Annotated in this window: 13 protein-coding genes, 1 pseudogene and 1 other annotated feature; of the genes and pseudogenes, 2 read left to right on the top strand and 12 right to left on the bottom strand. The window is 42.8% G+C overall.

All coding sequences use genetic code 11. The features are described 5' to 3' along the window. Window positions 1–8: 8 nt before the first annotated feature. The 4 genes from pheT to msrA form a co-directional block, all read right to left on the bottom strand. Window positions 9–2,423, bottom strand: a complete 2,415-nt coding sequence (gene pheT / locus NSQ23_RS03890; RefSeq protein WP_339173091.1) for a phenylalanine--tRNA ligase subunit beta — start codon at window positions 2,421–2,423, stop codon at window positions 9–11. A gap of 15 nt (window positions 2,424–2,438) precedes the next feature. Next, complete coding sequence (gene pheS, locus NSQ23_RS03885) at window positions 2,439–3,473, bottom strand: phenylalanine--tRNA ligase subunit alpha (protein ID WP_004889110.1); 1,035 nt, start codon at window positions 3,471–3,473, stop codon at window positions 2,439–2,441. Between the two features lie 50 nt (window positions 3,474–3,523). Continuing rightward, window positions 3,524–3,759 (bottom strand) — a binding site (T-box leader). Window positions 3,760–3,816: 57 nt separating this feature from the next. After that, on the bottom strand, window positions 3,817–4,569 hold the full coding sequence (locus NSQ23_RS03880) for an RNA methyltransferase (RefSeq protein WP_004889109.1): 753 nt from the start codon (window positions 4,567–4,569) through the stop codon (window positions 3,817–3,819). Further along, a complete protein-coding gene (msrA, locus tag NSQ23_RS03875) occupies window positions 4,566–5,090 on the bottom strand; it encodes a peptide-methionine (S)-S-oxide reductase MsrA (RefSeq protein ID WP_004889108.1) in 525 nt (174 codons plus the stop codon). Before msrA ends, NSQ23_RS03880 begins: the two co-directional genes overlap by 4 nt. A 432-nt stretch (window positions 5,091–5,522) precedes the next feature. On the opposite strand from msrA, the gene NSQ23_RS03870 reads away from it, so the two are divergent. Both NSQ23_RS03870 and sspI read left to right on the top strand, forming a co-directional pair. Further along, entirely contained in the window at window positions 5,523–6,752 is a 1,230-nt protein-coding gene (locus NSQ23_RS03870) for an IS110 family transposase (protein ID WP_339170721.1), read from the top strand. Window positions 6,753–6,968: 216 nt separating this feature from the next. Beyond that, window positions 6,969–7,178, top strand: coding sequence for a small acid-soluble spore protein SspI (sspI, locus tag NSQ23_RS03865; RefSeq protein WP_035018475.1), 210 nt, complete (start codon window positions 6,969–6,971; stop codon window positions 7,176–7,178). A 49-nt stretch (window positions 7,179–7,227) separates the two neighbouring features. Here sspI and NSQ23_RS03860 read toward each other — a convergent pair whose 3' ends face one another. The 8 genes and pseudogenes from NSQ23_RS03860 to NSQ23_RS03825 form a co-directional block, all read right to left on the bottom strand. Next, window positions 7,228–8,277, bottom strand: a complete 1,050-nt coding sequence (locus NSQ23_RS03860) for an aldose epimerase family protein (RefSeq protein WP_339173088.1) — start codon at window positions 8,275–8,277, stop codon at window positions 7,228–7,230. A gap of 58 nt (window positions 8,278–8,335) precedes the next feature. Further along, window positions 8,336–9,355: a LacI family DNA-binding transcriptional regulator gene (locus tag NSQ23_RS03855; RefSeq protein WP_268852343.1), complete on the bottom strand. Its 1,020-nt coding sequence runs from the start codon at window positions 9,353–9,355 to the stop codon at window positions 8,336–8,338. Window positions 9,356–9,376: 21 nt separating this feature from the next. Beyond that, window positions 9,377–9,463, bottom strand: coding sequence for a hypothetical protein (locus NSQ23_RS03850; RefSeq protein WP_339174272.1), 87 nt, complete (start codon window positions 9,461–9,463; stop codon window positions 9,377–9,379). Between the two features lie 189 nt (window positions 9,464–9,652). After that, window positions 9,653–10,177, bottom strand: a pseudogene (locus NSQ23_RS03845) (winged helix-turn-helix domain-containing protein); the annotation flags it as partial. A 171-nt stretch (window positions 10,178–10,348) separates the two neighbouring features. Continuing rightward, window positions 10,349–13,390 (bottom strand): glycoside hydrolase family 2 TIM barrel-domain containing protein, encoded by a 3,042-nt coding sequence (locus NSQ23_RS03840; RefSeq protein ID WP_339173085.1) that lies wholly within the window; start codon window positions 13,388–13,390, stop codon window positions 10,349–10,351. A 21-nt stretch (window positions 13,391–13,411) separates the two neighbouring features. Then, window positions 13,412–14,236, bottom strand: a complete 825-nt coding sequence (locus NSQ23_RS03835; protein ID WP_339173082.1) for a carbohydrate ABC transporter permease — start codon at window positions 14,234–14,236, stop codon at window positions 13,412–13,414. Next, window positions 14,229–15,146 carry a sugar ABC transporter permease gene (locus NSQ23_RS03830; RefSeq protein WP_004889100.1) on the bottom strand — a complete coding sequence of 306 codons (918 nt, stop codon included), beginning with the start codon at window positions 15,144–15,146 and terminating at the stop codon, window positions 14,229–14,231. The genes NSQ23_RS03835 and NSQ23_RS03830 overlap by 8 nt, the downstream gene beginning before the upstream one ends. A gap of 234 nt (window positions 15,147–15,380) precedes the next feature. Beyond that, the gene (locus tag NSQ23_RS03825; RefSeq protein ID WP_339173079.1) at window positions 15,381–16,670 is read right to left on the bottom strand and encodes an extracellular solute-binding protein; all 1,290 of its coding nucleotides are present in this window, start codon (window positions 16,668–16,670) and stop codon (window positions 15,381–15,383) included. Between the last annotated feature and the right edge of the window lie 358 nt (window positions 16,671–17,028).

Here is a 17,028-nt window from a genome sequence, read left to right as displayed (position 1 = left end):
GTTTCGTTTTACCCACGCAATGTAGCGCCGAATTGTTGTTCGACCGCTTTGATGACTTGTTCGTGAACGTTTGTGACTTCTTCGTCCGTCAATGTCCGCTCTGGGTCATAGTAACGGAGCGAGAAGGCGATCGATTTTTTGCCTTCTGGAAGGCGATCGCCTTTGTAAACGTCGAAAATCGATACGTCTTTCAACAGTTCACCGCCTGCTTCAATAATTGCTCGCTCGAGGTCACCTGCTACAATATGCTCGTCAACGACAAGAGCAATGTCCCGCGTAATGGATGGGAAGCGTGGAATCGCTGTATAGCGAATGTCATCTACTTCCTCTTTTAATAACGCTTCAAGATCTAGCTCAAATACATATGTTTCTTTTAAATCAAATTGTTTTTGCACGTTCGGATGTAGCTGACCGACAAAACCGATTGTCTTATGATCTAATAAAATTTCTGCTGTACGCCCTGGATGAAGGTGCTCGCGTTTTGCTTGCTTGTATGCAATGCGGTTCTCTAATCCTAGCAACGCAAACAAGCCATCTACAATGCCTTTGACAACATAAAAATCAACTGCTTTTTTCTCTCCTTGCCATAAATGAGCGTGCCATACACCTGTCAAAACGCCTGCGAGACGCTCTTTTTCGCTCGGCAGTTCATGTTCACCGTTAGCTAAGTATACCGAGCCGATTTCGTATAATGCTACGTTTTCGACTTGGCGGGCGCGGTTATAGCTTGCTGCTTCCAATAAGTGCGGCACTAAGCTTTGGCGCAAGACGCTGCGCTCTTCGCTCATCGGAAGAGCAAGACGGATCGGTTGCGCCGTTTCAAGCGCAAACATCGTCGCTTTTGCTTCGTTTGTGAGCGAGTACGTAATCGCTTGGAATAATCCCGCATCTTCTAAATAACGGCGCACGTGGCGACGCTTTGCTTGATATGGTGTGAGTTTCCCTGGCTTTGCTTCCCCGATCGGCAATGTCGCTGGCAAATGGTCGTATCCGTATAAACGCGCTACTTCTTCGATGATGTCTTCTTCAATTGTAATATCTGCACGACGTGACGGAATAGTAATCATAAACGTGCCGTCATGTTCCGTAAATGTAAATTGCAAGTTCGTTAAAATGCCTGCGACTTCTTCTTTCGTAATTGTTGTGCCAAGCACGCGATTGATACGATCTAACGTAATCGTAACGACGACTTCTTTTTTTGTCAGTGTGTTGACTTCCACAACGCCGCCAACGACTTCTCCGCCAGCATATTCCGCCATCAACGCCGCTGCACGATCAAGCGCTTCTTTCGTGCGCGCAGGATCAATGCCTTTTTCAAACCGTGTGCTCGACTCACTGCGCAATCCATGATCTTTGACCGCTTGGCGAATCGTCGCTCCGTTAAAATATGCTGCTTCAATAAATACGTTTACTGTTTCATCACATACTTCCGAATTGGCACCGCCCATCACACCAGCTAAAGCGACAGGCTCTTTCCCGTTCGTAATGACAAGATGATCTTCTGTCAACGTGCGCTCTACATCATCAAGCGTCACGATTGTTTCACCGGCTTTTGCACGGCGAACGACAATTTCGTTTGAGCCGAGGCGATCGTAGTCAAACGCATGAAGCGGCTGACCGTATTCAAGTAAAATGTAGTTCGTAATATCGACGACATTGTTGTGCGGTCGAATGCCAGCCGCCATTAAACGCGCTTGCATCCAAAGCGGCGATGGGCCAATTTTTACGTTTTTCACGATGCGCCCTGCATATAAAGGATTATCTTCTTGTGCATCGACGCGAACAGAAATATAATCATGAACATTTTCATTGTTTTCGTGAAGTTCGATGGTCGGAAGCTTCACGCTTCTTCCTAAAATCGCTGCCACTTCATAAGCGACGCCAATCATGCTTAAACAATCGGCACGGTTTGGTGTTAAACTAAGTTCTAACACTTCGTCATCCAAGTAAAGGAGTTGTAGCGCATCCGCTCCGACCGGTGCATCGCTTGGGAAAACGAAAATGCCGTCGGCGTATTCTTTCGGCACTAATTTTGACTCCACGCCAAGCTCTTGCAACGAACAAATCATGCCGTTCGATTCTTCACCGCGCAGTTTTGCGCGTTTAATTTTAAAGTTGCCAGGCAATACGGCACCAACTTTAGCAACGGCAACCTTTTGTCCTTTTGCGACGTTCGGTGCCCCGCAAATAATTTGCACTGGCTCCCCTTCCCCGATATCGACTAAACATTTGCTTAATTTATCAGCGTTCGGATGTTGTTCGCGCTCAATTACATGTCCGATGACAACACCTTGTATTCCTTTATTGCGCACCTCAACGCTTTCTACTTCAATCCCTGCTTTCGTAATGCGGTCGGCTAATTGTTTTGCCGTAATGCCTGTTAAATCCACATATTCCTGTAGCCATTTATATGAAACGAACATCGCCAACCCCTCCTTTTACACCCGACGAAATTGTTGCAAGAAACGAAGATCGTTTTGGTAAAAATGGCGAATATCATCAATGCCATATTTGAGCATTGCGATACGCTCTGGACCCATACCAAACGCAAAGCCTGTATATTTTTTCGAATCAAATCCTGCCATTTCAAGTACGTTCGGATGGACCATCCCTGCCCCTAAAATTTCAATCCAACCTGTTCCTTTACATACGTTACAGCCGTGCCCGCCGCAATTAAAACATGATACGTCGACTTCAACAGACGGTTCGGTAAATGGGAAGAAGCTTGGTCGGAAGCGAATGTCGCGATCTTCGCCAAACATTTTGCGGGCAAATTCACGCAACGTTCCTTTTAAGTCGCTCATGCGAATGTTTTCGTCCACCACGAGCCCTTCAATTTGCGTAAATTGATGGGAATGCGTTGCATCGTCGTTGTCACGGCGGTACACTTTTCCCGGACAAATGATTTTTACCGGACCGCGCCCTTGATGTTTTTCCATTGTGCGCGCTTGCACCGGAGACGTATGTGTACGTAATAAAATTTCCTCTGTAATATAAAATGAATCTTGCATATCGCGCGCCGGATGACCTTTTGGCAAATTGAGCGCTTCAAAGTTGTAGTAATCTTGCTCTACTTCTGGACCTTCAGCAATCGTATATCCCATGCCGATAAACAAATCTTCAATTTCTTCAATAACGAGCGTGAGCGGATGATGATTGCCGCGTCTGATCGGGCGACCCGGAAGTGTCACATCAATCGCTTCAGATGCCAATTTTTTCTCTACTTCTTCTTGTTCAAGCGTTGCTTGCTTTGCTTCAAGTGCTGTTTGAATCGCTTCGCGCACGTCGTTGACAAGCGCTCCCATGAGCGGGCGCTCTTCAGGCGACAATGCCCCCATCCCGCGCAGCACTTCTGTAATGGGGCTTTTTTTTCCAAGATACGCCACACGTACGTCATTGAGCGCTTTTAAATCGTTTGCTTGTTCAATTTTTTCAAGCGCTTCTTGTTGAAGCTGTTGTAACCGCTCCTTCATATGGAAATCCCTCCTTGTTATGTATAAAAAATAAAAAACTCGCCCCTTAAGTAAGGGACGAGTGCACTCGCGGTACCACCCTTGTTAGCTATGTCGTTCGCATAGCTCACTTCATTCAGATAACGGTTTACACCGGAACGCCTTTACATTTTGCATGCGCAAAATGGTCCAAGCGCCAACTCCCGAGGTGAATTCACTTGCTTCCACCATAAAAACGCTCGCAGTCTATGGCGTTTTCTCCCTGAATGGCGATCGGCAAGCTACTCTTCTCGATCATCGTTTTTTGTATGATGAAATTCTTCATTTATTATAAGCAAATGGGGAATAACGTGCAAGGTTGCGTTTATTTTTTCTGTAAATGGTAAAGTAAAATCCCTGTTGCAACGGCTACGTTTAACGATTCTGCCTTCCCATAAATCGGCACATATAAGTTGGCAGTTGTTTGCTGTAGCCACTTATCGTTCACACCGCTTCCTTCGTTTCCAACGATTAATGCAAACGATGACGAAGGAGATACAGATCGATAGTCTACTCCGTTTTGAAGCGATGTTCCATAAATCGGAATATGCCTGTTTTGAAAATGGGCGATCCATTGTCCAATATCTCCTTTTATCACAGGGAAATGAAACAACGAACCTTGTGTTGCACGAATCACTTTTGCGTTATATATATCGACGCTTCCTTCTCCGACGACAACAGCGTCTATTCCAGCAGCATCTGCCGTGCGAATGATCGTCCCTACATTCCCAGGATCTTGTACGGCGTCAATGAACAATGCCGTTTGTATATCATCCACGTTCCAATGCATTTGTTTACATACCGCTGCAATGCCTTGCGGTGTTTCTGTATCGCTAATCGCTTTGATCACTTCATCGGTCACGATCGTCATCGGAATATGAGAAATATTCCAACTAGCTGGGATGACCGCATGCTCCGCAACAATCAGTTCTTCGATATGAACACCACTTTTGACCGCCTCTTCTACTAAATGAAATCCTTCAATGAGAAACAGCCCGGTTTTGTCGCGTCCTTTTTTCGTTAAAAGCTTTTTCCATTGCTTCACTCGTTCATTTTTTGGCGATTCAATTCGTTTCACTCGTTTTTCCCCCAATGTTTCGCAATAAATTCATCGCGTCCAGATGCCGCTCGGTCTTCTTTATAATGTTTCGGATTTTTCTTATGGTAATTTTGATGATAGTCTTCTGCTGGATAAAACGTTGTCGCCGGTAAAATTTCTGTCACGATCGGCTTGGAAAAACGACCGCTTTCTTCTAGTTGTTTTTTCGATTGCTCCGCTAATGTTTTTTGTCGCTCATTATGATAAAAAATCGCAGTTCGATATTGTGGACCACGATCATGAAATTGTCCACCGTCATCCGTTGGATCAATTTGACACCAATACAACTCTAACAATTTTTCATACGGAAATACATCGGGATCAAACGTAATTTGTACCGCTTCATAATGTCCTGTCGTTCCTGTTTTCACTTGTTCATACGTCGGATGTTCCACATGACCGCCTGTGTATCCGGAAACAATGCCATAAATGCCGTCAAGTTCTTCAAACGGAGTGACCATGCACCAAAAACATCCGCCCGCAAATGTTGCTTTTTCCATTTCCCTCTCTCCTCGTATAGTATGTTTAGAAAGATTTTTAAATCGAATTTCCAGTTGGATATGCTCCTTGACAATCGCATATGTGTAAGTGATTTGCCCACGGGGGAGGGGCGCGCCCCTCCCCCGTGGATGGCACTACATCGGGGTTGGACTTTTCGCGATGTTCTTGGATAATGGTCTTAGGATCATCGGGGACACTCTTCTCTCTCCTGTAGCTTTGACTACTTAGAAAGTCTGTCTCCCCGGCTCCTGTTCGGACTTCTAACCCGCAGGCTGTTCCCGTTGGTTTCCCATGCTGGAAGGAGCAGCTTCCAGGCAGCCCATGGCCCAACGTGAGTTCTCATATGCGAGGGTGACTGGTCAACAGGCGCGGTCCGGGGGCATCCCGAAGAGTCCCAACCCCACGATCCTACTACGATTGGAGGTGATCTCATGAAACTCTACGTCGGGATTGACGTGAGCTCAACGGACTTATACACGTGTATCATGGATCAAGAAGGAAACACGTGCGCCCAATTCAAGGTGGACAATCATCTCCTTGGCGCGACCTTCCTTCGCGATCAAATCCTCCTGTGGGCCAACAAGCGCCAACCATCCGAAATTCTCATCGGGATGGAAGCCACTTCGGTCTACAGCTGGCATCCAGCGATGTTTTTCCACCAACAGGAGGAGCTGAAGTCTTGGAATGTCAAGGTGTTTACCATCAATCCAAAGCTCATTCGCAAATTTAAAGAAGCGTACACTGACTTGGATAAAACGGACGGCATCGATGCGTGGATCATCGCCGATCGGCTTCGCTTTGGCCGTTTGAAAGTGACAGCTGTCATGCAAGAACAGTTTATCGCCCTTCAACGGCTCACGCGCATGCGCTATCATCTCGTCCATCAGCTGACTCGGGAAAAGCAGTACTTCCTCCAACACTTGTTTTACAAGTGCAGTTCCTTTACCCAAGAGGTGGACAGCTCCGTGTTCGGACATGCCATCTTAGAGCTTCTTCTCGAGTCGTTTAGCTTAGACGAAATCAGTCAGATGGACGTGCAACAGCTCGCTGACTTCTTGCGCCAAAAAGGACGCAATCGCTTTGCCGATCCGGAATGCATCGCCAAGTCCATTCAAAAGGCGGCTCGTTCGTCGTATCGGCTTTCCAAATGTGTCGAGGATTCCATCGACTTGCTTTTAGGGCTATCAATTCAATCCATCCGTAGCCTTCAAGCGCAAATTAAAGAGCTAGATAAAGCGATTACTCGCCATTTGGAAGGCATCCCAAATACGTTACAAACGATTCCCGGCATTGGTCCGGTCTACGCCGCTGGCATCTTAGCCGAAATTGGACAAATCGAGCGCTTTGACAACCAAGCCGCCTTAGCAAAGTATGCAGGTTTGACTTGGTCTAAGCACCAGTCCGGTCGGTTCCAAGCCGAGGAGACTTCCCTCATTCGTTCCGGCAATCGCTATCTCCGTTACTACCTAGTGGAGGCTGCCAACTCGGTACAACGGCATGATGCGTCGTTTCGCACCTATTACCGGAAGAAGTATGAGGAAGTACCAAAGCACCAACACAAACGAGCCCTCGTCCTCACCGCTCGAAAACTCGTGCGTGTGATCGATGCGCTGCTACGCAACGGTCAAATCTACACGCCAAGAAAGGGGGAAGATCGATAGGGGTATCGATCTAACTGATTTTGCATTAAAACCCAGTTAATGACATAAGACAAGACTGGGCTTCTTAAGTATTGCCTTTTTTCGGGTCATCGGACAATCGAATTTCCAATTTCGATGATTTTTCACCTTGACATATTACCGCAGGACTTTTATGAATAGTAGTTATCATTATAGCAAAAACTACTTACGCAATACATAAAGAATGGAGTGAGTCAAATGGACTTTAACTTACGTGGTGCCGTCATGGCAAACGTTGCAAACAGCTCAAAAGACCAGCTTCAACATACGATCGTTGATGCGATTCAACAAGGTGAAGAAAAATATTTACCTGGTCTTGGTGTCTTATTCGAAGCACTATGGAATCACGCGACAGAAGAACAAAAACAATCGATGCTTGAAACATTAGAAAAAGCAGTAAAAAAATAGCCTTCGCATTGAAGGCTATTTTTATCGTAAAATAAAACGTTCCATGATGTTAATAGGACACACGAAACGTATATTTTGTTGTCGATGAATACAATTGTCCTGCCTGCAATATACAAGACGGAAAATGAGGATGATGAACCGCATCTGGCAACGCTTGTGTCTCTAAACAAATGCCTAAATACTTTCGAGATTGTAGACCATTCATTTTTTCACCATGAGGGATTTGGTTCCCAGTATATACGACGACACCAACTTCATCCGTTTCAACAACTAATGTTCGCCCACTTTCACGGTCAAATAAGACAATTTCTTCATCATGATGAGTATTTAAAATAAATGGATGGTCATATCCTTGTCCGACTAAACGAATTTGCGGATCAGTTGACTCAATGACTTCTCTCAACTTTTTCCCTTGACGTAAATCAAAAGGTGTACCTGTCACATCTTTTATTTCCCCAGTCGGGATAAATTCATGATCTAACGGTAAAAAACGGTCACTTTTCATTTTTAGTTCGTGTTGCAAAATATCTTTTTTTACGTTACCGCTCAAATTAAAGTACGTATGATTCGTTAATGTAAACGGCGTATCTTCATCAGAAATGGCTTGATAAGAAATAATTAGTTCGTTTTCATTGTTTAATGTATATGTGACTTGCACATCGACGTTCCCAGGATATCCTTCTTCCCCATCAACACTCCGATGTGAAAAACAGACACCAACTTCTTCTTTTTTCGAAAATCCTGCTGCTTGCCAAATGATGTGATGAAACCCTTTCTTTCCACCGTGCAGATGGTTTCCATTTTCATTTGCATATAATCTATACGTTTTTCCATTTAACTCAAAACAACTATTTTTTATTCTCCCGGCTACCCTTCCGATGACAGCTCCTAAATACGGACGGTTTGTCAAATACGAAGAAAAGTCATCAAACGCTAAGACAACATTTTCATATTTTCCATTTTTATCAGGCACAAGTATACTTGTAATGATGCACCCGTAGTTTAAACAAGTGATTTCCATTCCATGATCATTTGCAAGCGTAAATGCGATGATCGGGTGACCGTTGATTTCCGTTCGTTGTTCTTGTACAAGCTTCATGCGCTTTTTCTCCTTTTCGTTCATATCATAAAAGAAATAGCCTTCGCCAAAGCGGAAGCTATTTCTTTACTGTGTAGATACAACTACTTTCCCTCACAACAAGTTTTGTTGGAACAACAATTTTTTTCGGTATTTCTCTTTTCGTTTGAATTTGTTCAACAAGCAATTCAACGGCCGTCTCGCCCATAAATTCCGTATAAACTTGCACAGTCGATAACGGTGGTTGAACAAATTTCGATGTAGGAAGATCGTTAAAGCCTACGATGGCCACTTCATTTGGTACATCAATTCCAGCTTCATGTAGCGCCCGCAACGCTCCAATCGCCATCGAATCGCTTGCGATAAAAAACGCAGTTGGACGATTTGGTAGCTGAAGTGCTTGTTTCATTAACATATATCCATCTTCAGCAATAAAACGTCCGGTGAATACATACTCTGGAATGAACATGCCGCGCAAATATAAATATTCATAAAATGTACGTTCACGCTCATCTTGAACTAGTTGACCATCACCAACATATTCGCGCCCTCCAATATAACCGATATGCTTATGACCGAGATCCATCAAATATTGAAGAACACGAACAGTTGCTTTCCGAAAATCAACAACGACAGAATCAAAGCGATCTTCATCGGGAGAGTAGTCAACAAAAACAATATGTTTTGTGACTGACATGAATAAGTCAATATTTTGTTTCCCAAACTTCCCAACAGCAATAATTCCATCTAAACCTGTTAACCATTCTGATTCATACGAACCATCTTTCTTAAACAACTTGACGAGCTCAATTTGGCGATGAAAACATTCCTTTTCTACACCGAGACGGATTGCCATATAATATGGATCGTCAAGCTCTTGAGATTCCGAGTACCAGTTGACAACGCCAAAACGAAGCCGTTCTTTCGCGCTCATTTGATTGCGTTCCCTAGGCGTTTTATAGTTAAGCTCTTGGGCAATTTCAAAAATGCGCTTTCTCGTTTCGTCCGATACAGATAACGTCATATCATAATTTAATACACGCGATACAGTGGCAACGGACACCCCTGCCTTCTCTGCGATTTCTTTCAATGTAGCCATTGATGCAACCCCTTTATTATGCTAAATTTTAACGATTTGACTATCATACGGTTTGAGGGTCAAATTGTGAAACCGTTTTTCTTGATCTGTATAGTTTAAGATGAACATGTACTCACCATCATCACATACACGTCGATACACTTCAACACCTTCGTCGCTTTCTACATGCCATATGTGATGTTTTTGCACAATTTCCTTTGCAAGGTCATTCAGCACATCGTCATCTATGCCCCCACCAATATAATAAACGTTCCCATCACCATATTCATTTTCAGTTATCGCGGCGAGCGGATAAAATTTTTTTATGAAGTCGATCTGTTTCTCAAAATTCTTTTGTCGATCCGGATTGCCTTTCGCCAATGTGTAGGTCGGCCGTGTCCACGACAGCCCTTTGCGGTGCAGGAGTTTTCGCAACGCTTCGCGGGAAATGCAAACACCGAAGTGCTTTTCGACATAGGATTGCAGGAGTTTGGTGTTCCACGCCGAAGCGACGTCCCAGCCCAGTTCTACGGGAGTGGTGGTCAACACAAGCTGTTTGATCTCTTCCTGCTGTTCTTCGGTGAGAAACGGCTCCCGCCCGGGGGCGAAATCCCGATGAAGCAGGAGTTCAAGGCCGCCTTCGTTGAACAGCGACACATAATGGGAAACGGTTTGTCGGCACACGTTGACCATGGAGGACACCTCTTTGCCCAAATAGCCTTCCATGACCAGGCGAACCGCCATCACCCGTTGGCGAAGAAGGGTGTTTTTGATTTTCCGTTCCTGTTTGCGAAGTGTCCGAGGTGTCCATCCGTGATCGTTGGTGATGCACAAACGCTTCATGAATGATCCTGCTCCTTTTCCATTGGTTTCCTTAGGAACAGGATCATTGGAGTGTGCACGAGTAATTAAGAAGATTAGTTTTTAATGAACACATATTGTTAGGGCAATTTTTATTTTTCAAGATAAATGAAAACGCTAAGATGAGAAGTTTACATCATGATGCTGTTGTCGCTAAACTTTATGAATCATAAACTCAAATTCCATGTCTTGATCTGCCTTTATGACGTATTCATCGTGAACTGGGGCGCCCCAGCTGTCGTCCCCGCCAACTCCCATTTGTCGACCTGCTACCGTGACAACCGTATAATGAATATTGGGCAGCTCGTAATGATGATTGGCATGTTCAAGTTCAAAAGCTGTGTATGGCGAAAAGTTGCATTCCAACGGTTCAGTTATAGAAGAAATTTTTATTCCCTGTCCATTGTTGTTCGTTAAGCTTACTCTACGAACACCTGTTCTGTTTCCTGATTCCTGCGGTTTGAGATAGCGCGATACATTGTCAGATACTTGATTTCTAAAAATTCCAAGTCTTGCCCCCTTTGAGCGATCGACATAGTTTTCTTCGGGCCCCATTGCATACCACTCGAGTTGATTATAGTCGGCTGGAACCTTGAATGATACCGCAAAAATCGGCATTGACGGAAGATTCTCGACTCCATGATAGACCGCCTTCACGCGAATGCTGCCATCAGCATAAACGGTATAACCAATTTTCACTTCCAATTCAGGGTTAATGGAAAATTTGTAAGTAAAGGTGACATTTACTTGGGCTGCTTCCTCTTTCACATCGACTTTTACACATTTACGCGCCAAACTCGCCGCATACCAAAGCCCCGAATAGAAGTCTTGCAAAAAACCTCGGTCATTATCAGTCGTAGCCCTCCAAAACAATGGTGCAGGAGGGACCGCAATCATCTCCTTGCCTGCGTAATTCATTGAAACTAGGCTTCCTGCCTGTTTGGAAAACATGATCGTAAAATCTTTGCCGTGCACCCCAATGTTGACATCACCATGGACAACTTTTAACTTTCCGCTAGGAACAACGAACTCCTTGGAACCAATCTGGAATACAAATTGGCCGAATGCCACCTCATAACCAACATCAGCCCAAAGTGTTTTTTCTTTCAATTTAAATGATGCATGAATGCAATATTCACCTGCATCTGCCATCATCCCAAGGGGCCAGTCGAACTCGACTCTTTTCTCTTCCTGCGGTGCTACCGATACATTCAGCTTGCTTCGATACAACTCTCTCCCTTCAAGGAATAGGACGTATTCTAAATCATATTCACTTGTGTCAGTAAAAAGACTTTCATTTCTAATATTAACACCGTATTGATCCGGTGAAAGCTTAAAGTTTTGATAAAGATATTTTACTTCCTGCATCTTCGGTGACAACTCCCGGTTGGCATAGACAATTCCGTTCGCGCAGAAACCGTAATCGGTTGGACGGTCGCCAAAGTCCCCTCCATATGCCAAAAATTCTTTTCCATAACGATCTTTTTTCACAAGGGCTTGATCAATGAAATCCCAAATAAAACCACCTTGATACATCGGATACTTTTGTTCCAAATCCGTATATTTGTACATCCCGCCGAGCGAGTTCCCCATTGCATGCATATATTCGCAGCTGATATACGGTTTATCCGGATTTTCTGTTAAATACTTTTCAATTTCATGAGGCTTTGCGTACATACGACTTTCTATGTCGCTTATATCATTGTACTCGCGGGCGTGGAATACTCCTTCATAATGGACAAGACGGCTCGGATCGACTGACCGAAAATAGTTGGCGACGTTTAACAGAACTTCCCCAGCATACGATTCATTTCCACATGACCAAATCAGGATGGAAGGATGGTTCTTATCCCTTTCAAACATTGAAATCGCCCGGTCCATAACAATGTCTTGCCATTCTCGATTGTTCCCCGGAACATTCCATGTGGGGTCGACACGGCCCATTTTTTGCCACGTTCCGTGCGTTTCCAAATTCATTTCATCAATGACATAGATGCCGTATTCATCGCATAGTTCATACCAATAGCTTTGATTCGGATAGTGTGACGTACGGACTGCGTTAATGTTATGACGCTTCAACGTTTTAATATCCCATAGCATATCCTCCTTTGTGATCGCCCGGCCTCTTCGGCAATGAAATTCATGTCGGTTAACGCCTTTAAATACAATCCGTTTTCCGTTAAGGTGCATAACTTTATTGATGATCTCGAATCTTCGAAAACCGACCTTCTGTGGAACAACCTCTACCAATTGGCCAAACTCGTTAAAAATCTGAATATATAGCTTATACAAATACGGTTTCTCCGCGCTCCATAATTCCGGTTCATCGACCGCAATGGAAAATGTCCCCTTTTCGCCATGAAGCTCTCCGTCTTTTTTGGCGACAAGGTCGCCTTTCGCATCATACAGTTCAGCGATAAACCTAGAGCCGGCAGGTACCGGAGACAAAAAGGTAAGGTCCGCCGTTAACATGCCTCTCGTATAGGACGAATCCAATTCGGCGCGAACATGTAAATCATAGACATGAATATCTGGCACTGTATAAAGGTATACATCGCGAAAGATTCCAGAAAAACGCCAGAAATCCTGATCCTCAAGCCAACTTCCGGTGCTGTACTGGTAAACCTCAACCGCGAGCTTATTCTCTCCATCCTTTATAAAAGGTGTAAGTTCAAATTCTGCCGGCGTGAAAGAGTCCTCACTATACCCAACAAACTGCCCGTTCAACCAAACATAAAACGCTGACTCTACTCCTTGAAAAGAAATATACACCGGTTTATCTTTCATGCTTTTAGGGAGATTAAAAATTTTTATATAGCTTCCTACTGGATTATAATCCATAGGAACTTCTGGAGGATGAACATCGCAATGACCATCCCACGGATACATTACATTTACATACTGGGGAGTTCCATAACCTTGCAACTGAATATGTCCTGGTACGGAAATATCACTCCAGTTTGAGCAGTCAAAATCGAGCTGATAAAATTCCGCCGGTCGGCTAGCTGGATTGACTGCATAGTGAAACTTCCAATTCCCATTCAACTCATAGCGCATCGACATGGAAACTCCACTTTTTGCTTCTTCCAACGTCTCATAATAAATATGGTCCGAATGGGCAGGCAGGCGATTAACACCGAACACACGAGGATCTGAAAGCCATTCTAATGTGGGGGTTGTTAATGTTTTTTTCATTATTTCCACACTCCTTACTCATTATTTTACTGAACCGAGCATCCCAGCAACGAAGTGCTTTTGCATGAAAAAGAAGATTAGCGCCGTCGGCAAGGTAGCGATCACAACAGCGGTCATGATCATTCCAAAATCCGGATAATGACTCGATCCGAGGTTTGATATAAGCAATGGCACCGTCTGGTTCTCCGGGGACTGTAATATGACAAGTGGCCATAAATAGCCGTTCCAGCTCGACATAAATGTAATAATGGCCGCGGCTGCATAGGTTGTTTTCATGGTAGGGACATACAGCCTGAAGAAGATCCCCCATTCAGACAATCCATCAATTCGGCCCGCTTCAATAATTTCCTTCGGGAACATTTTCGTGTTTTGGCGGAAGAAAAAAATCAGAAATGCCGTTGTGACTGTCGGCAAAATAACGGCCGTCATTGTATCAATACCGATGCTTGGAAATATTTGTGATATTGTCCCAAACATTCTAAACAACGGGACCATTAAAGCAGCAAAAGGTATCATCATTGAAAGCAACAAGAAATTAAATACAAAATCTTTTGTTTTGCTTTTAAAAATTTCAAATCCGTAACCAGCCAAAGAGGAGACCAACAATGCAAGTAAAGTTGTTACAATCGCGATTTTTGCCGAATTCATTAATGCATTGACCAGATTAGTGCTATCAAGCAGGTTGCGGAAGTTTTCCATAAAGTGACTACCTGGCAATAACCGCCCTTTCGTCACTTCTACTGATTTATTCGTTGCACTAACAACCATCCACAAAAATGGAAACACAGAAACAATAGATGCAATGGTTAAAGCAGTATAGTTGAATACGTTTTTAAGATTACTCATTTTTATCACCTGCCACTTTAAACTGAATAATAGAAAAGAATACAATCATAATCACAATCGCATACGAAACTGTTGCCGCATAACCGAAATCAGGAGTATATTTAAATGAAAGATTGTAGATATATTGAGAAATCGTCATCGTTGCATTTCCCGGTCCCCCTTGCGTAATGTTCACTACTTCATCGAACAGCTGGAGCGTACCGATTGTTGAAGTGATTGACGTAAACAAAATCACAGGCTTTAACAATGGAATCGTAATTTTAAAAAACTGCTGAACTGGCGAAGCACCATCAATTTTAGCGGCTTCATAAATGGATTGATCAATATTTTGTAGAGCAGATAAGTAAAAAATCATATTATATCCTGCCCATCTCCACGTAAGAGCAATAATAATGGTCACTTTAGCCCAAAAAGGATCACCTAGCCAGTTGATTGGCTCAGATATAAGGGAAAATTTCGTCAACATAACGTTGATCAATCCATCTTCGCTAAACAAATATTTAAATATGACAGAATACGCAACTAGGGAAGTGACACATGGTAAAAAGATTGCTGTTCGGAACAATCCTCTCAGCTTTAATTTCGGATTATTCAATAGTACGGCTAAGAATAAAGCGACAATAATCATAATCGGAACTTGAATAATAAGGTATATCACTGTATTTTTTACAGTTGTTAAAAAGGTAGGATCGTTAAATAGACGAGCATAATTTTTCAGTCCAACAAAAGTTAGATTCGCACCCGAACCTGATTGTAACGAAAGAATCAATGCCTGAACCATTGGATAGAAATAAAATACGCAAATCATAATAGTAGCCAATATCACAAAAGACCATCCAACTATTGTGCTCTTAATACGGTGTTTCCGATTAATATTTCGACCTGTTTTAATCGTCAAATCTATATTCATCTTTGTTGACGGAATCACTCTATCTCAACTCCCTATCACTATTGATAACAAAAAATCCATGAACAAACTTTTACTCTCCTTCCGCGCATGAAAATAACAACTCAAGGCGCACCTCTTCACTGAAAAGCCCCGAACCACTCCGCTTCCTACGGAATGGTGCTAGTATAAAAACCAGACAGGACGGCGGAATCCCGGGGCTTAATTCATAAAACAATTGATAGATGTTCTGTATATTTATTTAACTTGTTGTTCTGCCTGTTTTTGTGCATCTTCCAACACTTTATCAAGATCTTTGCCTTTTAAGTAATCTTGCAACGCAACTGCTAAAATATCTTCGATCACATACGTATGTGCACCATAGTTTACTTGAGGAATTTCTGTCATCCATTTGGAGAAATCAGCTGTTACTTTTTGACCTCCAAAAAACTCATCTGCAACCTTATAGGCCTCACTATTAGCAGCTGGTTTGTATGTGCCAATTGCACCAATTTCTTTGTTTAGCGCTTCATAAAACTCAACATTTGATCCAAACGTTTTAGCTAGAAATTCTGCCGCCTTTTCTTTTCCAGGAATGTTAAGTACATACCAAGAACTTCCACCTAGGTTCGTAGCATTAACAGAGTTAGGAATGCCCGATTGTTTCGGAAAAGGCACAACAGCCCACTTACCAGCCTGAGAAGCTTCGGCTTTAACAGAAGCTGTAATCCAGTTTCCTGTCGGGATCGATGCAACTGCTCCACTATTAAAAGAGGAAATAAATTGACCCCAGTCAGAAACAGGTTTCGATATCCCTGCGTTTACAATTTCTTTGTAAGTTTTAAATGCTTCCTTCAGCGGCTCATTGTCTGCCAAATTCAGGGTTACTCCGTCTTCTTTCACATACCATGAACCACTACTTTGAATCATCTCACGAATAATCCCCAGATTTTTAGGATCGAGTGCAAGCATATATTTACCCGTTGCTTGTTTTACCTTTTTCCCAATTTCAATATATTTGTTCCAGTCCAATCCTTGTAAATCATCAACAGTATATCCCGCTTTTTGCAAATAATCTGTTCTCACATATAACCCAGCAACCCCTGTATCAAACGGAAGCCCATAATGTTTACCATTTAAGCTAGTAGAAGCAAGTTTATATTCAGCAAAATCTTCCGCTTTGAAATATTTTGATAGGTCATAGAATGCATCAGGATACGATTTAAGGAAGCTCTGTGCACTATAGTCTTCAATTAATACGATATTTGGCAAGCCTTTTGTTGTGCCAGAACTTAAACTTGTATTAAGCTTTTGAACGACATCCTTTTGAGCATTTTCAATAATTTTTAATTTAAAATTAGGATTCTCTTTCTTATAAAACTCTTCTGCAATTTTCATCGCTTTTACGTTAAAATTTGGATCCCACGTCCACACTGTTATTTCATTCGTACTTTTTGTGCTATCTGCAGCTCCACCGTTTTTCGTTTTTGAAGAACAAGCAGTTAATAGAAGAATACTTACTAAAAATAGTGTCAAAATCTTTTTCAAAGAAAATCCCTCCTGTTTTTTTAATTCTTATGAACTTTTGGTGAAAAAGGAGTCTAATTAAGAATATACAGCCGAAAAACATACATTTTTCAGTTGTTGTCTTAATGAAATGAGCCTTTTCACTAAGTGCGTAAGATCCAATGTTTATAGACATTGTCATCTTATGCATATTATGTTGCCAACTGTCGGAACGAGACTTCTCTAAACCTTCCCGGCTTCATCATGCTCTCTTAACACTGCTACATCAACCCCTTGAATCCTCAATTCACCTCCTCGAAAGCATTTCCCATCAATATCGCATGTTGAGGGTACAAACAGTTCCAAATAGCCATTTGCCCCCATCTTCTGACCGTTTTCA

The sequence above is a fragment of the Anoxybacillus sp. FSL W8-1294 genome, assembly GCF_037965005.1.
In the GTDB taxonomy this organism is placed as follows: domain Bacteria; phylum Bacillota; class Bacilli; order Bacillales; family Anoxybacillaceae; genus Anoxybacillus; species Anoxybacillus flavithermus_G.
The sequence above is the reverse complement of the archived record's forward strand: the minus strand, read 5'-3'. Positions and strand labels throughout refer to the sequence as shown.